Below are 21758 nucleotides of genomic sequence, written 5' to 3'. Positions count from 1 at the left end.
GAAGTCGCCGCGCGGGCTGAGTACATGGACTCCGTGCTGCCTCATGGCCGCCAGATGCGGTCCACGGGCGATGAGGTGCACATCGGCGCCTGCGCCCCGAGTCGTGTCCGGCACGGTGTCCACAGGGCCCGCCTGACAGCCCGCCCGCTCACTTGTGCGGGCGAGTCCACCAGGCGGACGCCCGCTACGGCACCACCCCGTCCCGCCGGTAGGGTGACCGGGATCCAGCCGGACAACGTGGTCCGGTCCCCAGCCCACGTTGAGAAGGTATTTCGGGCCATGCGCATTGGTGTCCTCACGTCCGGCGGCGACTGTCCCGGCCTGAACGCCGTCATCCGGTCCGTCGTGCACCGTGCGGTCGTCGACCACGGCGACGAGGTCATCGGTTTCCGGGACGGCTGGAAGGGCCTTCTGGAGTGCGACTACCTCAAGCTGGACCTCGACGCGGTGAGCGGCATCCTGGCTCGCGGCGGCACCATGCTCGGCTCCTCCCGCGTCCAGCCCGCGCATCTGCGTGACGGCGTGGAGCGGGCCAAGGGTCATGTCGCGGAGCTCGGCCTCGACGCGATCATCCCGATCGGCGGCGAGGGCACGCTGAAGGCCGCCCGGCTGCTCTCGGACAGCGGCCTGCCGATCGTCGGCGTGCCGAAGACCATCGACAACGACATCGCCGCCACCGACGTGACCTTCGGCTTCGACACGGCCGTCGGCGTCGCGACCGAGGCACTGGACCGGCTGAAGACCACGGCCGAGTCCCACCAGCGGGTGCTGATCGTGGAGGTCATGGGCCGCCACACCGGATGGATCGCGCTGCACTCCGGCATGGCGGCGGGCGCGCACGCGATCGTCGTACCGGAGCGCCCCTTCGACATCGAGGAGTTGGCGGCGACGGTCGGCGAGCGCTTCGAGGCGGGCAAGCGGTTCGCCATCGTGGTGGCCGCCGAGGGCGCCAAGCCCCGTGCGGGCACGATGAACTTCGACGAGGGCGGCAAGGACGTCTACGGGCACGAGAGGTTCGCGGGCATCGCCCGGCAGCTCTCCCTCGAACTGGAGGAGCGCCTCGGCAAGGAGGCCCGTCCGGTGATCCTCGGCCACGTCCAGCGCGGCGGTACGCCGACGGCGTACGACCGGGTGCTCGCCACGCGGTTCGGCTGGCATGCGGTGGAGGCCGCGCACCGTGGTGAGTTCGGCCACATGACCGCGCTGCGGGGTACGGACATCGTGATGGTGTCTCTCGCGGAGGCGGTGGAGACGCTGAAGACGGTGCCTGACGAGCGGTACGCCGAAGCGGAGTGCGTGCTTTAGGAGGTTCCGCGGCCCTTTCAGTGCGCTCGTACTGACCCCGGTCACCAGGGTGACCGGGGTCAGTTCTAGTCTGGTGCCGGACAGATTGCGCACAACCCGTACGAAACAGGAGCCGGCGGATGGATCACAGCGGGCACGGCATGACCATGGATCTGCCGCCGTTCACGCTGGGACGGGGGCTCGAGTGGTCCGCGGACCCGTTCTTCCTCGTCGCCTGCCTGGCGGGACTCGGCCTGTACGGCTGGGGGGTGGTGCGGCTGGCTCGGCGCGGCGACAAGTGGTCGGTCGGGCGGACCATCGCCTTCGTCCTCGGTGTGCTGACCGTGATGCTGGTGATGTGCACCAAGCTGAACGACTACGGCATGGTGATGTTCAGCGTCCACATGGTGCAGCACATGGTGATCAGCATGCTGTCGCCGATCCTGATCCTGCTCGGTGCGCCGATCACGCTCGCCCTGCGCGCACTGCCGGTGGCGGCCACCCGGGGGCACAAGGGGCCCCGTGAACTGCTGCTGATGTTCCTGCACAGCCGCTACATGCGGATCATCACGCACCCGGCGTTCACGATCCCGCTGTTCATCGCGAGCCTGTACGCGCTGTACTTCTCCCCCATCTTCGACTTCCTGATGGGCTCCAAGGTCGGGCACATCGCGATGATGTGTCACTTCCTCGCCGTCGGCCTGGTCTTCTTCTGGCCGATCATGGGTGTGGACCCGGGGCCGCACCGGCCGGGCTATCTGATGCGGATGCTGGAGTTGTTCGCGGGGATGCCGTTCCACGCGTTCTTCGGCATCGCGCTGATGATGGCGTCCGGGCCGATGGTCGAGACGTACGAGAACCCGCCCGCCTCGCTCGGCATCGACGCGCTCGCCGACCAGACCGCGGCGGGCGGCATCGCCTGGGCGTTCAGCGAGATCCCGTCCGTCCTCGTGCTGCTCGCGCTGCTCTTCCAGTGGTACAACTCCGAGCAGCGGCAGGCCCGCCGCACGGACCGGGCCGCGGACCGCGACGGCGACAAGGAACTCGAGGCGTACAACGCCTATCTGGCCTCACTCAACGCACGCGGTCGCTGAATCATCTCTCGGTTGCTGAATTAACTTTGCAATTCGCCTTGCGTGAAAGGCATTTCCGTTCAGTAGCATGAGATGTGATGCTCCGCGTCCGGACGGTCCCGTGTCCGGATGCGGAGCCCACGGGGGAAACCGCAGGGGGAGCGGTCATGACATTTCGCGTGTCCATGCAAAGGGTCGGGATTTCGGCGGCCCGCAGGATTGTCTTAGTGCTGGTTTCCGTGCTGATAGTCAGCGGGTGCAGCAAATCCGATCAGTTGTTCGTAGTGCGGGCCGTGGCGGCCGGCGTTTCATCGGTCTCTCCTTTCTTCGAGGAGGACGGCCAACTCGGCACGGACATCCACCTGCGCGAGGCGCGGCCGAGCGGTGGCGTGCAGGCCAGCAACAACCCCGGGCTGTACGGCGGTGCCACCGGGGGCGACGACAGCGGTTCGCCGGGACAAGGCGGCGACGACGGGGCCACCGGTGAGTTCGGCGGCTCGACCAAGCCCGGCACGTGCGATGTCGAGAAGCTGAAGAATTTCCTCACCGCTCCCGAGAACTCCGCGAAGGCTCAGGAATGGGCGCGGGTGCTGCGTATCACCACCGATGAGATCCCTGGCTATATCGATCGGCTCACACCCGTCGTACTGCGTCACGACACTCTCGTGACGAATCACGACTACGAGGACGGCAAGGCCGTTCCCTACGCCGCTCTGCTGCAGGCCGGAATCGCCATTCTGGTCGATCAGCAGGGACTGCCCGCCGTGAAGTGCTCGTGCGGCAACCCGCTGCTCCCCTTCGAGGGAGACGCCGCCAAGACCAAGGTGCAGTTCACGGACGGCAACAAGAAGTGGGCCGACTTCCGGCAGGACCACGTCGTGGTGGTCAAGCCGCCGCCCGGGCGGCAGGACATCCGCAAGCTCCAGCTCGTCGACGTCCACAACCCCGACCGTGGGATCGCCCGGCCGCTGGGCACCGAGGGCAAGAACGACACGTCGTTCAGCACCCACGAGAAACACACCGTGCCTGCCGTCACCGGCATGGTGTTCGCCCGGGCGACCCAGAGCCTGGCGGACGAGGGGCTGGCGATGGCGTACGACGGCGGCACTCTGCCGCCCGACGACGCCCCGGTCATCGCCACCCAGCCCGCCGCGGGCAGCGAGGTCGAATGGGGCACGCCCGTGACCCTGAGCGTGCGGGACGACAGCCCGTCCGACACCGGCGATGGTGAGGACTCGCCGTCGGAATCCGGTGGAGCGACCACGGGTGGCCCCGACGACGCGAGCTCGGGCCTGGACGCGTCGAGCTCTGGCCCCGGGAGCACCCCGCCGACTCCGTCCGGCCCCTCGTCCGGCCCCTCGTCCGGCCCCTCATCCTCGGGCGGAGACACCGGAACACCGACGACGCCCGGTTCGAGCGGCGGCACTGATGGCGGGACGGACGGCCCGACGAACGGCGGGACGCACTCATCGCCCCCGCCGGACACTTCTCCACCGAACACTCCTCCACCGGACACTTCTCCGCCGGAACCATCGCAGACGCCGACCAGAAGCGACCCGGTCACCCCCTCGCAGCCCACCTCGGCCGCCCCGCCCTCGGTCGACCCCACCGTCAGCAGCGCGCCACCGTCGACCGAACCGGAGTCGAGCGGGCCCGCCCCGGTCGACCCCGGCACCAGCGACTCCGCGCCCGGTGAACCCTCCACGACCGACTCCGGCGGGGCCACCGAGGTCATGACCTGATCCGCGTACGAACCGACGCAGAACCCGGGGAGCAACCGGATGGCAGCAGGATCACCGCAGTCGGGAGTGGGCCGTGTCATCGGCGGCCGGTATCTGCTCCTGGACCAGGTCGGTTCCGGCGGGATGGGCCATGTCTGGCTCGCCCACGACCAGCGGCTCGACTGCGAGGTCGCACTCAAGGAGATCAAGTTCCGCGGTGTCCCGGAGAGCGGTGAGGAGCACGAGTCGCGCATCGCCCGCGCCCGCGCCGAGGCGCGGCACGCGGCGGTACTGCGCGGGCACCCGCACGTGGTGACCGTGCACGACGTACTGGAGCACGAGGGCCTGCCGTGGATCGTGATGGAGTACGTGGCGGGCGCGCAGGACCTGCGCGCCTGGCTCGCCCGGCGCGGCCCACTGGCCCCCGACGAGTGCGCCCGTATCGGCATCGCGGTACTCGACGCGCTGACCGCCGGGCACGAGCGCGGCATCATGCACCGGGACGTCAAGCCCGCGAACATCCTGCTCGCCCCGGATCGCACGGGCACCCCCGGCTCCCGCATTCTGCTCACCGACTACGGCGTCTCGGTCCAGCCGGACTCCCCCGAGACCCGTTGGACCCGGGCGTCCGTCCTGGTCGGCACGGCCGGCTATCTGGCACCGGAGCGGGCCTCGGGCGGGCCACCGACCGCGGCGGCCGACCTGTTCTCGCTGGGCTGCACCCTGTACTTCGGTGTGGAGGGCACCGGTCCCTTCGACCGCGACAGCGATCTGGGGACACTGACCGCCGTCGTCCTGGAAGAGGCGCCACCGACGCGGCGGGCCGGTGCGCTACGGCCGATCATCGAGGCGCTGCTGGTGAAGGATCCCGTCCAGCGAATCTCCGCGGAGGACACGGCGGCGGCCCTGGCCCGCATCATCCTGCCCGAGCCCCATCCGCCGACCCAGGTGGACCCGGGCTCGCGGCCGCCATGGGCGGGGCTCGTCACCTCCGACGCCTCCGGGGGCCTGGCGCCACCGGGCCGGGCGGGCTCCGGCGCCCCGGCGCGGGACCAGGGCTTCGCGGCATCGGCGCGGGACCAGGGCCTGGCCGCCCCCGCCGGAGAGCAGGGCTTCGCGGCACCGGCCGCCCGCACCGCCGCGGCCTACGCCCCTACGGCCGATGCCGCTCGCGCACCGGCGCCCCACCCGGCGTACACGCCCACAGCGCACGCCACCAACGCCCCGGCCCCCGGATACGCCCCCCGGCCGGGCCAGGGCTTCGGCCCGCCGAACCCGAGCACCCCCCAACCCGGCGTCGGCTTCGGTCCGCCGTGGTCCGCGGGGCCGGTCACCCCCACCACAGGTCCCGGCAGGCGGCGCCGCAAACGCCCGCTCGTCCTGCAAGGCGCCGCGGCGCTGCTCCTCGCGCTGGCACTGACCGCGGGCGGGGTCTGGTACGCGATGGCGCGCAAGCACATCCCCCCGTACGGCGACACGGTCGGCCTGTCCGAGCCGCTCCGCAAGGGCGACTGCGTACTGAGCGACCCGTCCCCCGCGCCCTCGACGGGTGTCCCGCGGTTGCAACTGGATCCCAGCTGCGCAGCCCTGCGCCCCGACGGGCAGGTGATGGAGCTGTACCAGGCCCGCTCGTTCGAGGACGCGAGCCGCAGCGGAGCGAACCAGTGCGCCGAGCGGACGAAGTCCGTCGCGGACAAGCTCGCATGGCATGTGCAGAGCCTGGCCGTAGTGCCGACGCGCGACGGCTTCGAGGCCACCGGCGGCAACGTCGCGTGCCTGCTGGTCGGGAAACACGGACCGGAGTACGGCAAGCTGGGCGGCCTGCGCCCGTACGGGATGACGTTCGAGGACGCGACCCAGATGCAGGAGGACGACTGCCTCGGCCATGTACGCGGGGACGCGCGCCAGTACACCCACTACGAGCTCGTCTCCTGCGACAAGGACCATGCAGGGGTGGTCGTCCGCATCACGCACCTCGATACCTTCGAGGCCGGCAAGGACGCCGACGCCGAGGCGGACGCGCAGTGCGCGACAGACGCCCCGCCGGAGGACTTCGGCTACAGCTCCCGCACCTACCTGAGCCATGGCCTGCGCAGCAAAGGGCTGTGGGCGAAGGGGTACTACCTGGTGGTCTGCGGCATCGAGCGCCGGGACAAAACCCTCATGCGCGGAAACGAGTAGCCTGCCCGGCCCTGGCGAACCTCGCCCTGTCGGGTGAAAATGGCCCCAGGCCACGGCCCGCTTCGCGGACCCCGCCTCGAGGAGGGTGGTGCTGCGATGCCCGGTTCGACGAAGACGATGGGGGTGCTCACCGTCGGTGGGCTCGTCATGGTGACGGCCTACACGGTGGCGCTCGGCAGCAATGGCTGGCTGTGGTTCGGCTGGGTGGTACTCGGCCTGATCACACTCGGGATGGTGGCCTCGCGCAGCACCTGACGCCCGGGGCGAAACACCGTCCACCTGATCGGGTAAGCTGCGCTCTGTGCGTTGCGAGAACCAAGCGCGTACATCGTGCTGATCGAGAGCCAAGACAGCACATGCACCTCCAAGCTTTTCCCTGTCAAACCGGGCTGGTTTCAACCCGGCTGGTGTTGATCGCGGAAGACCTGTTGGGTCGCTGACCCGCAGGCAGCGTAAGCCAGGAATCCCCCTGCTTTAGCTGGGGGAGGATTCAATGTCTGGGCAGCCGTCCCGCCGAGTGCACGCCCGGCTGGTACTTCGGCAGCCGGGCGGTGATCTTCATGCCCGCGCCCACCGCGGTCTCGATGACCAGGCCGTAGTCGTCCCCGTACACCTGGCGCAGCCGGTCGTCGACGTTGGACAGTCCGATGCCGCCCGAGGGACTGACCTCACCGGCGAGGATGCGGCGCAGCCGGTCGGGGTCCATTCCGGTGCCGTTGTCCTCGATGACGACCAGTGCCTCGGCGCCCGCGTCCTGTGCGGTGATGCTGATGTGGCTCTTGTTCGACAAGTCTGCCTTGCCCTCCAGGCCGTGCTTGACGGCGTTCTCCACGAGGGGCTGAAGGCAGAGGAAGGGCAGCGCGACCGGCAGTACCTCGGGCGCGATCTGCAGGGTGACCGAGAGACGGTCGCCGAAGCGGGCCCGTACGAGCGCCAAGTAGTGGTCGATGGCGTGGAGTTCGTCGGCGAGGGTGGTGAAGTCGCCATGCTTGCGGAACGAGTACCGGGTGAAGTCGGCGAATTCCAGGAGCAGTTCGCGGGCGCGTTCCGGATCGGTACGGACGAACGAGGCGATCACCGCGAGCGAGTTGAAGATGAAGTGCGGGGATATCTGGGCGCGCAGGGCCTTGATCTCGGCCTCGATCAGGCGGGTACGGGACTGGTCGAGGTCGGCGAGTTCCAGTTGTACCGAGACCCAGCGGGCCACCTCGCCCGCGGCCCGCACCAGCACGGCGGACTCGCGGGGCGCGCAGGCGACAAGGGCTCCGTGCACACGGTCGTCGACGGTGAGTGGTGCGACGACGGCCCAGCGCAGGGAACAGTCCGGCTCGTCGCACCCGAGCGGGAAGGCCTCGCCGCGCCCGGTCTCCAGCGGGCCGCCGAGCCGTTCCATGATCTCCGTGCGGTGGTGCTCCCCCACGCCGTCCCAGGCGAGGACCGTGTCCTGGTCGATGAGGCAGAGGGCATCCGTGCCGAGCAGAGTGCGCAGTCGTCGGGCGGACTTGCGGGCCGTCTCCTCGGTGAGCCCCGCACGCAGCGGGGGCGCGGCCAGCGAGGCGGTGTGCAGGGTCTCGAAGGTGGCGTGCTCGACGGGGGTGCCGAGTCCGCCCAGGTTCTGGGGCCGCGCGGTGCGCCTGCCGAGCCAGAACCCGGCGGCGAGCAGGGGGAGTACGGCGACACAGAGGCCCGCGAGGAATCCGCTCATGCCTTGGCCCCTCCCCGAACTTCTCCCCGTGCCTCTTCTGCCCGTGTCTCCCCCGGTACCTCGCCCGTCACCTCGGCCCGCGTCTCCCCTCGCGTCTCTCCTCTTGTCTCTCCCCGTATTTCTCCCCCGGAGAGTTCTTCCGGCAGATGGAACCGGGCCAGTATCGCCGCGGTCCCGGCCGGTACCCGTCCCGGCGTGGCCAGCGACACCAGCACCATCGTGAGGAACCCGAGCGGCACCGACCAGAGCGCGGGCCAGGCCAGGAACGCGTGCAACGAACCAGAGCCCGGGTAGCCCGCCATGGTCGCGGCCACCGCGACGAAGGCCGCACCGCCGCCGACCAGCATTCCGGCGGACGCGCCCGGCGGGGTCAGCCGCCGCCACCAGATGCCGAGGACGAGCAGCGGGCAGAAGGAGGACGCGGACACGGCGAAGGCGAGGCCGACCGCGTCGGCGGCCGGCAGCCCGCCCACCATCGCGCTCGCCGCGAGCGGCACCATCATGGCCAGCGCGGTGCCCAGCCTGAAGTGCCGTACTCCGCGCGAAGGCAGCACGTCCTGCGTGAGCACCCCGGCCACCGCCATCGTCAGTCCGGACGCGGTCGACAGGAACGCCGCGAAGGCCCCGCCCGCCACCAGCGCGCCCAGGAGATCCGCGCCGAGCCCGCCGATCACCCGGTCCGGCAGGAGCAGGACAGCCGCGTCCGCGTTCCCGGTGAGCGTGAGTTCGGGAGCGTACAGCCTGCCCAGCGCCCCGTAGACGGGCGGCAGGAGGTAGAAAGCGCCGATCAGGCCGAGCACGGCGACGGTGGTGCGGCGGGCCGCGACACCGTGCGGACTGGTGTAGAAGCGGACGACCACGTGCGGCAGTCCCATCGTGCCGAGGAAGGTGGCGAGGATGAGGCCGTACGTGGCATACAGCGGGCGTTCCTCGCGACCGGCCGCCAGCGAGGTGGACATGCCGCTGTTGCTGCCGCGGTCGGCGACCGGGACCGGGTCGCCCTTGGTGAAGGTCAGCGCGGTGCCGCGTTCGATGTGGTGGACGCCTGCGGGGAGTTGGATGCGCTCGTCCTGATGGCGCCGGCCGTCGACCGTGCCCGTCGCCGTGACGGTCAGGGGGCTCGAGAGTTTCAGGTCGAGGCTGTCGTCGACGCGGACGACCCGCTGCTCGCGGAAGGTGGCCGGTTCGTCGAAGCCGTCGCGCGGTGCCCCGTCGGCCTGCCAGGCGAGGACCAGGAAGAGGGCGGGGACCAGCAGGGCGGTGAGCTTGAGCCAGTACTGGAAGGCCTGCACGAAGGTGATGCTGCGCATACCGCCGGCGGCGACGGTGGCGACCACCACGACCGCGACGAGCACCCCGCCGAACCAGTCGGGCGCGTCGGTGAGCACGGCCAACGTCAGGCCCGCGCCCTGCAGTTGGGGCAGCAGATACAGCCAGCCGACCCCGACCACGAAGGCCCCGGCCAGGCGGCGCACCGCCTGTGAGCCGAGCCGCGCCTCCGCGAAGTCGGGCAGCGTGTACGCGCCGGAGCGGCGCAGCGGGGCCGCGACGAAGAGGAGGAGCACCAGATAGCCCGCCGTGTAGCCGACGGGGTACCAGAGCATGTCGGGGCCCTGGACCAGGACGAGACCGGCGATGCCGAGGAAGGACGCGGCGGAGAGGTACTCGCCGCTGATCGCGGCCGCGTTGAGCCGTGGGCCCACGGTGCGTGAGGCGACGTAGAAGTCGGAGGTGGTCCGGGAGATCCGCAGGCCGAACGCGCCGACCAGGACGGTCGCCACGACGACGAGGGCCACCGCGGGGACGGCGTAGTTCTGGTTCATGGGTCAGCGGTCCTCGACCAGGCGCACGAAGTCCTTCTCGTTGCGCTCCGCGCGGCGCACGTACCAGCGGGCGAGCAGCACCAGCGGCGGGTAGACGCAGCATCCGAGCACGACCCACTCGAGGCTCTCGCCGTCCGGCATCGCGGCGAAGGCGAGGGGCAGCGGACCGATGAGCAGGACCAGGACGGCGAACACCAGGAGTGCCGCCCGGAGTTGGCTGCGCATCAAGGAACGGACGTAGGTGTGGCCGAGTGTGGTCTGTTCGTCGATCTCGGTCCTGGGCCGGTAGTAACCGGACGTCCCGCGGGTGCGCCGGGGTACCCCGGTGACGACCACACGGCGTTCGGTCGGGTCCTGCGGCACGCCGCCCTCCTCAGCTCGTGGTCCGGCGCATCAGCAGATCACGCAGTTCGCGGGCGTGCCGACGGCTGACCTGGAGTTCCACCGAGTCGATGAGGACACTGACCGTGCCCGCGTCCAGGCGGAGTTCGCCGATGTGGCGCAGTGCGACGAGGTGGCGCCGGTGGATGCGGACGAAGCCCCGGGAGCGCCAGCGTTCCTCCAGGGTGGACAGCGGGATGCGGACGAGGTGCGTGCCCTGGGCGGTGTGCAGGCGAGCGTAGTCGCCGTGCGCCTCGACGTGGGTGATGTCCTCGACGGCCACGAAGCGGGTCACGCCGCCGAGTTCGACGGATATATGGTCCGGGTCCGGCTCGTGCACGGGTATCAGCGGGGCGGTGTCCCGGAGTTGGGCGGCGCGCCGGACGGCCTCCGCCAGCCGCTCCCTGCGCACCGGCTTCAGTACGTAGTCGACCGCCTTGAGGTCGAAGGCCTGGACGGCGAAACCTTCGTGGGCGGTCACGAACACGACGAGCGGCGGTTTGGCGAACCCGGTGAGCAGCCTGGCCAGGTCGAGTCCGTCGAGCCCGGGCATGTGGATGTCGAGGAAGACGACGTCGATCGCGTCGGGCCCGTCGGGGCCCGACGCGAGCGCCCGGTTGATCCGGCGCAGCGCTCCGGTCGCGTCGCTCGCGCCCTCAGCGCCGGCGATCCGTGGATCGGCGTTCAGTAGATACAGGAGTTCCTCGAGAGTCGGTTGTTCGTCGTCGACGGCGAGCGCGCGCAGCATGAAGGTGGAGTGTAAGAGCAATTCGTACGACTGGACATGCGGCGCGTGGACGTTGCCGCCGCGCGCGGCGCGGGCGTCGCCGCGGCACGGGGCACGGATGTCGGCACAGTGCTCGGCACGGATGTGGCACGGTGCTCGGCATGGGCGTCGCCGCCGTGCGGGCCCCGGACGTTGTCGCTGGATACAGTGCCGCCATGAACAGCAAGCCCGCCATGTTCGACGAGCTCGACCGCAAGATCATCACGGCCTTGATGGCCAATGCCCGGACGAGCTTCGCCGAGATCGGCACGGCGGTCGGGCTGTCGGCGACCGCGGTCAAGCGCCGCGTCGACCGGCTCCGCGAGACCGGCGTGATCACCGGGTTCACGGCGACGGTGAAGCCGACGGCACTCGGCTGGCGTACGGAGGCGTACGTGGAGGTGTACTGCGAGGGCGCCGCGCCGCCCCGGCGGCTCGCGGAGGTGGTGCGCAACCATCCCGAGATCACCGCGGCCATGACCGTGACCGGCGGCGCGGACGCGCTGCTGCATGTGCGCGCGACGGACGTGGAGCACTTCGAGGAGGTGCTGGAGCGGATCCGTATCGAGCCCTTCATCCGGAAGACGATCAGTTACATGGTGCTGTCCCACCTGCTGCCGGAGGCCCCGGAGGCGGGAGCGACCCACGCCGCACCAGAAGACGCATCGAACGTGCGCTGACCACCGGATTTGCGCAGCAATACTGCGCACACGCGCAGCTCTCCGCGCTTGTCGTCCGTATCCCCCTTTTTCTACCGTGGAGACATCCCCAGCCGACACCGCAGGAAGCGGAGGAACCTCTCTGTGCCTGACAGCCGTGTGCCGCGCCTTCGGCGCTTTCTCGTCTGCGAACCCAGACACTTCGCCGTGCAGTACGCGATCAACCCCTGGATGAATCCGGACACCCAGGTGGACGTCGATCTCGCCCGCGGCCAGTGGGCGGCGCTCATCAGCGCCTATCGCGCCCATGGCCACACCGTGGACACCGTGGAACCCGTCGCGGATCTTCCGGACATGGTGTTCGCGGCGAACTCCGCGCTCGTCCTGGCGGGCCGTGTCTTCGGCTCGCTCTTCCACGCTCCCCAGCGCCGCCCCGAGTCCCTCGCGTACGACACCTGGTTCAAGGATGCCGGTTTCGACGTGTACCGCCCGGAGTCGGTGTGCGAGGGCGAGGGCGACCTCGTACCGGTGGGCCGGTATGTGCTGGCCGGCACCGGTTTCCGGACCACCCGTGAGGCGCACCGCGAGGTGCAGGAGTTCTTCGGCGTGCCGACGATCAGCCTCCAGCTGGTGGACCCGCGCTTCTACCACTTGGACACCGCGCTGTTCGTCCTGGACGAGGACAACATCGCGTACTACCCGCAGGCGTTCTCGCCCGGCAGCCGCGAGGTGCTCGGGCGGCTGTTCCCGGACGCGGTGCTCGCGACCCGCGAGGACGCGCTGGCGTTCGGCCTGAACTCCGTGTCCGACGGCCGCCACGTCTTCATCGCGCCGCGCGCCGAGGCCCTCGCCGACCAGCTCGCACGCCACGGCTACGTCCCCGTCCCCGTCGACCTCTCGGAGTTCCACAAGGCCGGCGGCGGCATCAAGTGCTGCACCCAGGAGATCCGCTCATGACCGCTCCCGCCCGTACGCTGACCTCCGCCGACCTGATCCGCGCCGAGGCGCCCGTCCTCGCGCACAACTACCACCCCCTGCCCGTGGTCGTCGCCCGCGCCGAGGGCACCTGGGTCGAGGACGTCGAGGGCCGCCGCTACCTCGACATGCTGGCGGGCTACTCGGCCCTCAACTTCGGCCACCGCAACCCGGTGCTGATCGACGCCGCCCACCGCCAGCTCGATCTGCTGACCCTCACCTCCCGCGCCTTCCACAACGACCGGCTGGCCCGCTTCGCCGAATCCCTGGCCGGGTTGACGGGCCTGGACATGGTGCTGCCGATGAACACGGGCGCGGAGGCGGTGGAGAGCGCCATCAAGGTGGCCCGCAAGTGGGCGTACGAGGTGAAGGGCGTCGCTCCGGATCAGGCGACCGTCGTTGTGGCGGCCGACAACTTCCACGGCCGGACGACCACGATCGTCAGCTTCTCCACGGACGAGACGGCCCGCACCGGCTTCGGCCCCTTCACGCCGGGCTTCCGCGTCGTCCCGTACAACGACCTCGCCGCCCTCGAGGCGGCCGTCGACGAGACGACCGCGGCCGTGCTGATCGAGCCCATCCAGGGCGAGGCGGGCGTGGTCATCCCGGACGAGGGCTACCTGACCGGCGTACGCGAACTGACCCGCCGCACCGGCTGCCTGTTCATCGCGGACGAGATCCAGTCGGGCCTCGGCCGCACCGGCACCACCCTCGCCGTCGACCACGAGGGCGTCGTCCCTGATCTGCTGCTGCTCGGCAAGGCGCTCGGCGGCGGCATCGTGCCGGTCTCGGCGGTGGTCGGCCGTCGGGATGTGCTCGGAGTGCTGCGGCCCGGCGAACACGGTTCGACGTTCGGTGGCAACCCGCTCGCCGCGGCGGTCGGTTCGGCGGTCGTCGAGCTGCTGGAGACCGGCGAATTCCAGCGCAGGGCAACCGAGCTGGGCGTCATCCTGTGGGACGGTCTGGCCGCGCTGGTGGGCCGGGGCGTCGAGGGCTTCCGCTCGCGCGGGCTGTGGGCGGGCGTCGACATCGACCCCGCGCTCGGCACGGGGCGCGAGATCAGCGAGGGCCTGATGCGTGAGGGGGTTCTGGTCAAGGACACCCACGGATCGACCATCCGGCTGGCCCCGCCACTGACCATCACCGGCGAGGAGCTCCAGTCCGCTCTGGGGACCTTGGAGAAGGTGCTGACGCAAGGGGTCTGATACCGGCCAAGTGGCCCCAGAGGCCACAGAGAGTGACACTGGAACGGTTACGCCCGGCGACGGCCACGCCTACACTGATCGCTCCCCGGGGAAATGTCCCGGGGGAAAAGAGGAGCGCTTCAGTGTTTTATTACGTGCTCAAATATGTGCTTCTGGGTCCGCTGTTGAGGCTGGTCTTCCGGCCTCGGATCGAGGGCCTTGAGCACATTCCGTCGTCGGGCCCCGCCATCGTGGCCGGCAACCATCTGTCGTTCTCGGACCACTTCCTGATGCCCGCGATCCTCAAGCGGCGCATCACCTTCCTCGCGAAGGCCGAGTACTTCACGGGCCCCGGCATCAAGGGCCGTCTGACAGCCACGTTCTTCCGCAGCGCGGGGCAGATCCCGGTGGACCGCTCGGGCAAGCAGGCGGGGCAGGCCGCGATCCGCGAAGGTCTCGGAGTGCTGCGCAAGGACGAACTGCTCGGCATCTACCCGGAAGGCACCCGCTCGCACGACGGCCGCCTCTACAAGGGCAAGGTCGGCGTCGCGGTGATGGCCCTGAAGGCCCAGGTCCCGGTCATCCCCTGCGCGATGATCGGCACCTTCGAGGCGCAGCCGCCGGGCCAGAAGATCCCGAGCATCCACCCCGTGGTGATCCGCTTCGGCCAACCCCTCGACTTCTCCCGCTACGCCGGGATGGAGGACGAGAAGGCCGTCCTGCGCGCCATCACCGACGAGATCATGTACGCCATCCTCAGCCTCTCCGAACAGGAGTACGTCGACCGTTACGCGGCCGTCGTGAAGGCCGAGGAGGCCAAGGAGGCCGCCGAGAGCGCGGCGAAGGCCCGCAAGTTCCCGCGGATGCCCTTGAGTTGACAAGCACCCCGACCCCGCCGTACGTCCTGTACATTTTCTACGTATGAGACGTGCTGTAGTGATCGGGGCGACGGGGCAGATCGGACGCGCGACGGTGGGCGCCCTCATCGAGGACGGCTGGGAGGTGACGGCCGCCTCGCTCGGCGGTGGCCGGGACGAGAACTGGCCCGCGGAGGTGCGCGCGGTGCGCCTCGACCGCGCGGACGACCCGGCGCTGGCCGCGGTGATCGGCGACGGCTGCGAGGTGCTGGTCGACATGGTCGCGTACGACGCCGGTCACGGACGCCAGCTGGCCGGCCTGGCCGGCCGCGTCGGCTCAGCCGTGGTGATCTCCAGCGTGTCGGTGTACGAGGACGACAAGGGGCGCGGCTTCGACACCCAGTCGGAGCCGGACGGCTTCCCCCACTACCCGGTGCCCATCCCCGAGAGCCGGTCCACCGTAACGCCCGGTGACGCCACGTACAGCACCCGCAAGGCCGCCCTGGAGCGCGAACTCCTCGCCGCGGGTGACCGGTTGCCGACGACCCTGTTGCGGGCGGGCGCGATCCACGGCCCGTACTGCCGCTCGCCCCGCGAGCTGTATTTCGTCAAGCGCAACCTCGACGGCCGTCGCAGGCGCGTCCTCGCGTACGGCGGCGAGAGCCGCTTCCATCCGGTGAGCATCCACACCCTCGCGGAGCTGATCCGGCTCGCCGCCGCGCGGCCGGGATCTCGCGTCCTCAACGCCTGCGATCCCGATGTGCCGACCGTGGCGGAGATCGGCGCGGCGATCGACGCCGTGATGGGTGTCGAGACGGAGTCCGTCCTGGTGGACGGGGCCGCTCCGGAACCGACCGTGGGCGACACGCCCTGGTCGGTTCCGCTGCCGGTGATCTGCGACATGGCCGCGGCGGAACGGGAGTTGGGCTACCGTCCGGTGGTCCGGTACGCCGACACGCTCCCGGAGACGGTCGCCTCGATCGAACGTCAACTCGCCGGGCGGGACTGGCGGGAGGCGTACCCGAAGATGCTCCAGGCATACGGGGATGTTCTCTTCGACTACGCGGCCGAGGACGCCTGGCTCGCGTCATGAGCGAGGGGCGGCCGGAGTCCGGCCGCCCCTCCCTCTTCGGGTACTGACTACGGCTTGGGCGTGGCGTGCGGGGTGCACGTCACGTCCGCCGCGTCCGTCTTGCCGGTGAGCAGGTAGGTGTCCACCCGCTCGTTGATGCAGGGGTTGACCAGGCCGGTCACACCGTGCGAGCCCGCGTCCTTCTCCGTGATCAGGCGGGAGCCCTTGAAGCGCTGGTGCAGTTCGACGGCGCCGGGGTACGGCGTGGCTGCGTCATCCGTGGACTGCACGATCAGGACGGCCGGCAGACCCTTGCCGGTCTTCACGTTCACCGGCGTCTGCTGCTTGACCGGCCAGGTGGCGCACGGCAGGTTCATCCACGCGTTGGCCCAGGTCATGAACGGGTAGTCCTTGTGCAGCCGCGTGTTGTCCTTGTCCCACTTCGTCCAGCTGGTGGGCCACTTGGCGTCGGTGCACTCGACGGCCGTGTAGACGGCGTTGCCGTTCTCCGAGGAGATGTTGCCCGCGGTGTCCGACAGGTCGGGAGCCGCGGCGTCGACGAGCGCCTGGGTGTCACCCGCGACGTACTTGCTGAACACCGTGGCGACCGGCACCCACGAGGAGTCGTAGTACGGGGCGCTCTGGAAGAAGGAGATCAGCTCGGCGGGTCCGACGACGCCACCGAGCGGGCTCTTCTTCGCGGTGGCGCGCAGCTTCAGCCACTGGTCCTGCACTTCGGCCCGGGTGTCGCCCAGATGGAAGGTCGCGTCGTTCTTGGCGACCCAGTCCTCCCAGTCCTTCCAGCGGCCCTCGAAGGCGACGTCCTGGTCGAGGTTGGCCTCGTACCAGATCTTCTCGCGCGACGGGTTGACGACACTGTCGACGACCATACGACGGACGTGACCCGGGAAGAGCGTGCCGTAGACCGCGCCGAGGTACGTGCCGTACGAGACACCCAGGTAGTTGAGCTTCTTCTCGCCGAGTGCGGCCCGGATGACGTCCAGGTCGCGCGCGGTGTTGGGCGTGGTCATCTGTGCCAGCATGTCCTTGCCCGTGCGCTCGGCGCAGCCGTCCGCGTACTCGGCGGCCAGCTTGCGCTGGGCGCGCTTGTCCGCCTCGGAGTCCGGGACCGGGTCGGCCTTGGGCGCCTTCACGAACTCCTGCGGGTCGATGCAGGATATGGGCGCCGAGTGACCGACACCGCGGGGGTCGAAGCCCACGAAGTCGTAGGCCTTGGCCGTGTTCGCCCAGATGGGGTTCTTGTTGGTGACCCGCGTCGGGAAGCGCATGCCTGAGCCGCCGGGGCCGCCCGGGTTGTAGACGAGGGCGCCTTGGCGCTCCTCCTTCGTACCCGTGTTCCCGATGCGGTCGACGGCGAGCTTGATCTGCTTGCCGTTCGGGTGGGCATAGTCGAGCGGGACGGTGACCCAGCCACACTGGATCGGCTTCACGATGCCCCAGTCCGCGGGGCAGTCCTGCCAGTCGATCCCGGCCTTGGCGGCCTTGGCGGCGGCGATCGCCGCGCCGCGGGCCACGCGGTCCTGACCGTGGCGCGAGTCGGCGGTGGCCGTCGGGGCCGTGACGGCTCCGGCAATCAGGGTCGCCGTGACGAGCGCTCCGGCCGAGCCGAGCGCTGTCACCCGTCTCGTCGGTCTCATAGCCCTCAAGTGGGACCTCCCCGTACATCGTTGCGATTGGTACGGGGATCCTTTCGGCTGTGAGGTCCCTGGGAACAGAGGAGATCGGGCTTCTTTACTAATCCGATAACCGGTGTACGGCGCTCCGTTGAGCGGAGACGTATGTTTCAGTCGAGGTCGCTCAAGGCTTCGTCCAACACCCGCCGCAGTCGCAGCGCGTCCGGCGCCAGCGCGCTGACCAGAGCAGCGGGCCCGGCGAGCGGCGTGAGCGCCGCGGACTCCCCCAGCAGCCGCGCTTGAACCGGGTTCCGCGCGAACTCAGGGCTGACGACGACGAGTTGACCCAGCGCGCGATGCCCGCCGAGGACAGCGGGCCCGTCCCAGCCACCGGGCGCACCGGGCCCGCACGCCAACTCCTGGTCCAGCAGTGGCCGTCCGTCGAGCCGCACGGTCAGGCGACTGGTGAGCCGGCCGGGTTCCTCACCGGCGCGCCCGAGCACCTGCTCCTCCCGGAAGACCAGCCGGGCGCCCCGCTGGAGTTCGATGCGCGAGGAGACGTACAGATCGCTGCCGCCTGCCGAGATCAACTGCTCGGGCAGCCAACGCAGTTCGCCCCCTTCGGCGACGCTCAGCCGCACGTCGTAGCGCGCCTCGCCCTTGGCCTGGCCCGGCAGCGCGATGGTCGCGGCGGCCGACCCGACGTGCAGCCGGGCTCCTTGGGCGACCTCCGCCTCGACGGTGAAGTGGTCGCCGCCGAGCGGACCGCTCATCGCGCCGACGAGCATGACCCGCGCCTCGTTGTCACTCGCTCGGGTGCGGCGCAGGGCGAGCGGCCCCTCACCCTCCAGCACGGGCAGCGAGGTACCGCCCCGGCCGTCGTCCCGTGCCCCGATCCGTGCGGTGGCCCGCACTCCCGCTGTCGTCATGCCGTCCACGCCGCGAGCCGCTCCCGCACCCAGGTGGCGACGTCGGTGACACCGCCCTCCGTCCGGAGCGACTGGAAGACGACGGGCAGTTGGGCCCGCTGCGCCTTGGCGTCGGCGGCCATCCGCCCCAGATCGGACCCCACGTACGGTGCGAGGTCGGTCTTGTTGACGACGAGCAGATCGGCGGTCGTCACACCGGGCCCGCCCTTGCGCGGGATGTCGTCCCCGCCCGCCACGTCGATGACGAAGATCTGCGCGTCGACCAGCCCCTTGGAGAAGGTCGCGGTGAGGTTGTCGCCCCCGGACTCCACGAGGATGAGATCCAGCGGCCCGATCTCGTCCTCCAGGTCCTCCACCGCTTCGAGGTTCGCCGAGATGTCGTCCCGGATCGCGGTGTGCGGGCAGGCCCCCGTCTCGACGGCGGTGATCCGCTCCGGCGGCAGCACGGCCTCCCGCAGCAGGAACTCGGCGTCCTCGCGCGTGTAGATGTCGTTCGTGACGACAGCGAGGGACAGTTCGTCGCGCAGCGCGCGGCAGAGCGCGGCGACGGTCGCCGTCTTGCCGGATCCGACCGGCCCGCCGAGCCCTATGCGCAGGGCACGACGGGAGCCGTCGGAACGGTGGGCGTCAGCGCTGACGGCGGAGGGGCCGTCGTGGGTGTGGGAGTGGTCGAGGTGCATGGTGTGCGGCTCCAGCCAGGTCTTGTTTTTCAGCCCGTCCGGCGTTTGAGGACAAGGCCGTTCAGGCCGAACGGGGTCTGGGGGCGGAGCCCCCAGGGGATGGGAAGGGGCAAGGGCTGCGGGGCGATCCTCCTACGACGCGAAGAGCCGCACAGCCCAAGCGGCATGCGCCTCCGCACCGATCTCGAGCAGCGGAGCGGAAGCCGCAGGCAGTGCGTCGACCCCGTCGTCGAGAGCCCGGCGAGCGGCACCGGCCGCCTGATGGGCCACGAGGTCCAGCTCCGGCGCGAGCCGCGCAAGAACCGCCGTGGCGTCGAACGGATCGAGGCTCAGCAGCCGCACCGTCGCGCTCGCCGGCCCGCTGACACTCTCGTACACGGAGCAGTACGCGGCGTCCTCGGGACCGAGCCCCGCGGCGCGCGCGGCGAGCCCGAGGACGACCGGCTGATGCGCTCCCTTGGGAAACGCCCGTGCCAGCGCATCGAGTTCCCCGGACGGCCAGGTCACCCGAGCCGCCCGCATCAACTGCCGTCCGAGCCGCCGCGCGGCGACCCGCAACGCGGGTGACGGCGTACGCGCGTCCGCGGCCGTGTCCAGCTCCGTCGGATCGGCCCCGAGCGCGGCCGCAGCGGCGAGGGCGGCCGACACCAGCCCCGCCGTGTGCAACCGTCCCCGGCAGAAGTCCTCCAGACTCGCCGCCCCGCTGATCCGCCCGGCCTTGACGGCGGCCTCGGCCCCGCCGGAGTGGGCGTGCCCTCCGGCGGGGAAGCGGCCGTCGGCCAGGACGAGAAGTGCTGCGCGGGACATCAGAAGAGGAAGTAACGCTGGGCCATGGGCAGTTCGGCGGCCGGTGTCGCCTCGACCAGTTCCCCGTCGATGTGCACGGCGAAGCTGTCGGGATCGACCCGCACCTGCGGCCGGGCGTCGTTCTCGCGCATGTCGGCCTTGGTCACCGCCCGGGTCGAGTCGATGGCGAGGAACCGCTTCCCGAGCGAAAGCCGCTCCGGCAGCCCGTCCTCGATGGCCATAGGAGCCACGAAGTTGAACGAGTTCGAGGCGGGCGCCCGCCCGATCGCCCCGAACATCGGCCGGGGCAGGATCGGCTGTGGCGTCGGGATGGACGCGTTCGCGTCGCCCATCTGCGCGTACGCGATCTGCCCGCCCTTGATGACCAGGTGCGGCTTGACCCCGAAGAACGCCGGCTCCCACAGCACCAGGTCGGCGAGCTTGCCGGTCTCGACGGAGCCGATCTCACGGGCGAGGCCCTGCGCGAGCGCCGGGTTGATCGTGTATTTGGCGACATAGCGACGTACGCGATGGTTGTCCGCGCGGCCGTCACCCGGCAAGGCACCCCGCCGCCGCTTCATCACATGGGCCGTCTGCCAGGTCCGCATGATGACCTCGCCGACCCGGCCCATGGCCTGCGCGTCGGAGGAGATGATCGAGATGGCGCCAAGGTCGTGGAGGATGTCCTCGGCCCCGATGGTGGACGGACGGATCCGGGACTCGGCGAAGGCCAGGTCCTCCGGGACGGCCGGGTTGAGGTGGTGGCAGACCATCAGCATGTCGAGGTGTTCCTCGGCGGTGTTGACGGTGTACGGCCGGGTCGGGTTGGTGGAGCTGGGCAGCACGTGCGGCTCGGAGACCACGGTCATGATGTCCGGCGCGTGCCCGCCGCCCGCACCCTCGGTGTGGTACGCGTGGATGCCTCGTCCGGCGATCGCGGCAAGGGTGTCGCCGACGAACCCGGCCTCGTTCAGGGTGTCCGTGTGGATGGCGACCTGGATGCCCGTCCGGTCGGCCACGGTCAGCGCGGCGTCGATGACGGCGGGCGTGGTGCCCCAGTCCTCGTGCAGCTTCAGACCGAGCGCGCCGCCGCGGATCTGCGACAGCATCGCGTCGTGCGAGACGGTGTTGCCCTTGCCGAGCAGACCGAAGTTGACCGGGTACTGCTCCATCGCCTCCAGCATCCGGGCCAGGTGCCAGGGGCCGGGAGTGACCGTGGTCGCCTTCGAGCCCTCGGCGGGCCCCGTGCCGCCGCCGACCAGCGTCGTGATGCCGGCCGCGAGCGCCTCGTCGGCGATCTGCGGACAGATCAGGTGGACGTGCGCGTCGATGGCACCCGCGGTGACGATCCGGCCGTTGCCCGCGATGATCTCGGTCTCCGGGCCGATCACCAGGTCGGGGTGCACCCCGTCCATGGTGTCCGGGTTGCCCGCCTTGCCGATGCCGGTGATCCGGCCGTCGCGGATGCCGACGTCGGCCTTGACGATCCCCCAGTGGTCGACGATCACGACCCCGGTGATGACCGTGTCGGGGGTGCCCTCTGCGCGCGTAGCGCGCGACTGGCCCATGGATTCGCGGATGACCTTGCCACCGCCGAACACCGCCTCGTCACCGGCGAAGCCGGGTCCGCCGGAACGGTCCTCCTCGATCTCGATCAGCAGGTCGGTGTCGGCGAGCCGGATACGGTCGCCGGTGGTGGGGCCGAACAGATCGGCGTACGCACCACGCGAGAGCTCAGGCATCGAGGGCACCTCCGGTCTCACCGCGCAGGCCGGGCACGACACGGGCGCCGGTGAGCGGAACGAGTTCGACGTCGACGGGGATCCCGGGCTCGAAGCGCACGGCGGTGCCGGCGGCGACGTTGAGCCGTTTGCCGCGCGCGGCGGCGCGGTCGAATTCCAGACCGGGATTGGCCTCGGCGAAGTGGTAGTGGGAGCCGACCTGGACGGGCCGGTCGGCGGCGTTGAGGACGCTCAGCGGGGTGACCTCACGGCCTTCGTTGAAGGCGACGGGTCCGTCGGCGAACAGGATCTCTCCGGGAATCATGG

20 protein-coding genes are annotated in these 21758 nt (G+C 70.4%); 10 read left to right on the top strand and 10 right to left on the bottom strand.

The window, feature by feature from the left end; genetic code table 11:
- Positions 1–279: 279 nt before the first annotated feature.
- The 5 genes from AB0D57_RS34345 to AB0D57_RS34325 all read left to right on the top strand — a co-directional run bounded on the left by AB0D57_RS34345 (position 280) and on the right by AB0D57_RS34325 (position 6514).
- Positions 280–1305, top strand: coding sequence for a 6-phosphofructokinase (locus AB0D57_RS34345; RefSeq protein ID WP_362082207.1), 1026 nt, complete (start codon positions 280–282; stop codon positions 1303–1305).
- Between the two features lie 119 nt (positions 1306–1424).
- Positions 1425–2378: a cytochrome c oxidase assembly protein gene (locus AB0D57_RS34340; RefSeq protein ID WP_362082204.1), complete on the top strand. Its 954-nt coding sequence runs from the start codon at positions 1425–1427 to the stop codon at positions 2376–2378.
- Between the two features lie 272 nt (positions 2379–2650).
- The gene (locus tag AB0D57_RS34335) at positions 2651–4099 is read left to right on the top strand and encodes a PASTA domain-containing protein (protein WP_362082201.1); all 1449 of its coding nucleotides are present in this window, start codon (positions 2651–2653) and stop codon (positions 4097–4099) included.
- 39 nt (positions 4100–4138) lie between these two features.
- Complete coding sequence (locus AB0D57_RS34330; RefSeq protein WP_362082198.1) at positions 4139–6259, top strand: protein kinase; 2121 nt, start codon at positions 4139–4141, stop codon at positions 6257–6259.
- Between the two features lie 96 nt (positions 6260–6355).
- Positions 6356–6514 (top strand): hypothetical protein, encoded by a 159-nt coding sequence (locus tag AB0D57_RS34325; RefSeq protein WP_362082195.1) that lies wholly within the window; start codon positions 6356–6358, stop codon positions 6512–6514.
- 235 nt (positions 6515–6749) lie between these two features.
- On the opposite strand, the gene AB0D57_RS34320 is transcribed toward AB0D57_RS34325, so the two are convergent.
- Genes AB0D57_RS34320 through AB0D57_RS34305 form a run of 4 tightly spaced genes read right to left on the bottom strand, consistent with a single transcriptional unit; the run spans position 6750 to position 10916 of the window.
- Positions 6750–7964: a histidine kinase gene (locus AB0D57_RS34320; protein ID WP_362082192.1), complete on the bottom strand. Its 1215-nt coding sequence runs from the start codon at positions 7962–7964 to the stop codon at positions 6750–6752.
- The gene (locus AB0D57_RS34315) at positions 7961–9787 is read right to left on the bottom strand and encodes a cation acetate symporter (RefSeq protein ID WP_362082189.1); all 1827 of its coding nucleotides are present in this window, start codon (positions 9785–9787) and stop codon (positions 7961–7963) included. The genes AB0D57_RS34320 and AB0D57_RS34315 overlap by 4 nt, the downstream gene beginning before the upstream one ends.
- A gap of 3 nt (positions 9788–9790) precedes the next feature.
- Positions 9791–10150 carry a hypothetical protein gene (locus AB0D57_RS34310; protein ID WP_362082186.1) on the bottom strand — a complete coding sequence of 120 codons (360 nt, stop codon included), beginning with the start codon at positions 10148–10150 and terminating at the stop codon, positions 9791–9793.
- A 10-nt stretch (positions 10151–10160) separates the two neighbouring features.
- Positions 10161–10916, bottom strand: coding sequence for a LytTR family DNA-binding domain-containing protein (locus tag AB0D57_RS34305; RefSeq protein WP_362082183.1), 756 nt, complete (start codon positions 10914–10916; stop codon positions 10161–10163).
- A gap of 194 nt (positions 10917–11110) precedes the next feature.
- Here AB0D57_RS34305 and AB0D57_RS34300 point away from each other — a divergent pair, with 194 nt between their 5' ends.
- The 5 genes from AB0D57_RS34300 to AB0D57_RS34280 all read left to right on the top strand — a co-directional run bounded on the left by AB0D57_RS34300 (position 11111) and on the right by AB0D57_RS34280 (position 15702).
- Positions 11111–11614, top strand: coding sequence for an Lrp/AsnC family transcriptional regulator (locus AB0D57_RS34300; protein WP_362082179.1), 504 nt, complete (start codon positions 11111–11113; stop codon positions 11612–11614).
- Between the two features lie 123 nt (positions 11615–11737).
- Positions 11738–12550, top strand: a complete 813-nt coding sequence (gene ddaH, locus AB0D57_RS34295; protein WP_362082176.1) for a dimethylargininase — start codon at positions 11738–11740, stop codon at positions 12548–12550.
- The gene (rocD, locus tag AB0D57_RS34290; RefSeq protein WP_362082173.1) at positions 12547–13773 is read left to right on the top strand and encodes an ornithine--oxo-acid transaminase; all 1227 of its coding nucleotides are present in this window, start codon (positions 12547–12549) and stop codon (positions 13771–13773) included. Before ddaH ends, rocD begins: the two co-directional genes overlap by 4 nt.
- A gap of 122 nt (positions 13774–13895) precedes the next feature.
- Positions 13896–14630: a lysophospholipid acyltransferase family protein gene (locus tag AB0D57_RS34285; RefSeq protein ID WP_362082169.1), complete on the top strand. Its 735-nt coding sequence runs from the start codon at positions 13896–13898 to the stop codon at positions 14628–14630.
- A gap of 43 nt (positions 14631–14673) precedes the next feature.
- Complete coding sequence (locus tag AB0D57_RS34280; protein WP_362082166.1) at positions 14674–15702, top strand: NAD(P)-dependent oxidoreductase; 1029 nt, start codon at positions 14674–14676, stop codon at positions 15700–15702.
- A gap of 47 nt (positions 15703–15749) precedes the next feature.
- Here AB0D57_RS34280 and AB0D57_RS34275 read toward each other — a convergent pair whose 3' ends face one another.
- The 6 genes from AB0D57_RS34275 to AB0D57_RS34250 form a co-directional block, all read right to left on the bottom strand.
- Positions 15750–17339 carry an alpha/beta hydrolase gene (locus AB0D57_RS34275; RefSeq protein ID WP_362082163.1) on the bottom strand — a complete coding sequence of 530 codons (1590 nt, stop codon included), beginning with the start codon at positions 17337–17339 and terminating at the stop codon, positions 15750–15752.
- 146 nt (positions 17340–17485) lie between these two features.
- Positions 17486–18244, bottom strand: coding sequence for an urease accessory protein UreD (locus AB0D57_RS34270; RefSeq protein ID WP_362082160.1), 759 nt, complete (start codon positions 18242–18244; stop codon positions 17486–17488).
- Complete coding sequence (gene ureG, locus AB0D57_RS34265; RefSeq protein WP_362082157.1) at positions 18241–18924, bottom strand: urease accessory protein UreG; 684 nt, start codon at positions 18922–18924, stop codon at positions 18241–18243. The genes AB0D57_RS34270 and ureG overlap by 4 nt, the downstream gene beginning before the upstream one ends.
- Positions 18925–19056: 132 nt before the next feature.
- The gene (locus AB0D57_RS34260; protein ID WP_362082154.1) at positions 19057–19731 is read right to left on the bottom strand and encodes an urease accessory UreF family protein; all 675 of its coding nucleotides are present in this window, start codon (positions 19729–19731) and stop codon (positions 19057–19059) included.
- Positions 19731–21452 (bottom strand): urease subunit alpha, encoded by a 1722-nt coding sequence (locus AB0D57_RS34255; RefSeq protein WP_362082151.1) that lies wholly within the window; start codon positions 21450–21452, stop codon positions 19731–19733. The genes AB0D57_RS34260 and AB0D57_RS34255 overlap by 1 nt, the downstream gene beginning before the upstream one ends.
- Positions 21445–21756 carry an urease subunit beta gene (locus tag AB0D57_RS34250; protein ID WP_362082149.1) on the bottom strand — a complete coding sequence of 104 codons (312 nt, stop codon included), beginning with the start codon at positions 21754–21756 and terminating at the stop codon, positions 21445–21447. Before AB0D57_RS34250 ends, AB0D57_RS34255 begins: the two co-directional genes overlap by 8 nt.
- Positions 21757–21758: the final 2 nt, after the last annotated feature.

Origin of the sequence: Streptomyces sp. NPDC048275, from assembly GCF_040652275.1 — a bacterium.
In the GTDB taxonomy this organism is placed as follows: Bacteria; Actinomycetota; Actinomycetes; order Streptomycetales; family Streptomycetaceae; genus Streptomyces.
Note: the sequence above shows the minus strand (reverse complement) of the source record. Positions and strands in the feature narration are given on the sequence as shown.

Coding starts and splice junctions, on each gene's coding strand:
- AB0D57_RS34345 (WP_362082207.1), top strand. CDS start 280: ATGCGCATTGGTGTCCTCACGTCCGGCGGCGACTGTCCCGGCCTGAAC.
- AB0D57_RS34340 (WP_362082204.1), top strand. CDS start 1,425: ATGGATCACAGCGGGCACGGCATGACCATGGATCTGCCGCCGTTCACG.
- AB0D57_RS34330 (WP_362082198.1), top strand. CDS start 4,139: ATGGCAGCAGGATCACCGCAGTCGGGAGTGGGCCGTGTCATCGGCGGC.
- AB0D57_RS34325 (WP_362082195.1), top strand. CDS start 6,356: ATGCCCGGTTCGACGAAGACGATGGGGGTGCTCACCGTCGGTGGGCTC.
- AB0D57_RS34320 (WP_362082192.1), bottom strand. CDS start 7,964: ATGAGCGGATTCCTCGCGGGCCTCTGTGTCGCCGTACTCCCCCTGCTC.
- AB0D57_RS34315 (WP_362082189.1), bottom strand. CDS start 9,787: ATGAACCAGAACTACGCCGTCCCCGCGGTGGCCCTCGTCGTCGTGGCG.
- AB0D57_RS34305 (WP_362082183.1), bottom strand. CDS start 10,916: ATGCTGCGCGCGCTCGCCGTCGACGACGAACAACCGACTCTCGAGGAA.
- AB0D57_RS34300 (WP_362082179.1), top strand. CDS start 11,111: ATGAACAGCAAGCCCGCCATGTTCGACGAGCTCGACCGCAAGATCATC.
- rocD (WP_362082173.1), top strand. CDS start 12,547: ATGACCGCTCCCGCCCGTACGCTGACCTCCGCCGACCTGATCCGCGCC.
- AB0D57_RS34280 (WP_362082166.1), top strand. CDS start 14,674: ATGAGACGTGCTGTAGTGATCGGGGCGACGGGGCAGATCGGACGCGCG.
- AB0D57_RS34275 (WP_362082163.1), bottom strand. CDS start 17,339: ATGAGACCGACGAGACGGGTGACAGCGCTCGGCTCGGCCGGAGCGCTC.
- AB0D57_RS34270 (WP_362082160.1), bottom strand. CDS start 18,244: ATGACGACAGCGGGAGTGCGGGCCACCGCACGGATCGGGGCACGGGAC.
- ureG (WP_362082157.1), bottom strand. CDS start 18,924: ATGCACCTCGACCACTCCCACACCCACGACGGCCCCTCCGCCGTCAGC.
- AB0D57_RS34260 (WP_362082154.1), bottom strand. CDS start 19,731: ATGTCCCGCGCAGCACTTCTCGTCCTGGCCGACGGCCGCTTCCCCGCC.
- AB0D57_RS34255 (WP_362082151.1), bottom strand. CDS start 21,452: ATGCCTGAGCTCTCGCGTGGTGCGTACGCCGATCTGTTCGGCCCCACC.
- AB0D57_RS34250 (WP_362082149.1), bottom strand. CDS start 21,756: ATGATTCCCGGAGAGATCCTGTTCGCCGACGGACCCGTCGCCTTCAAC.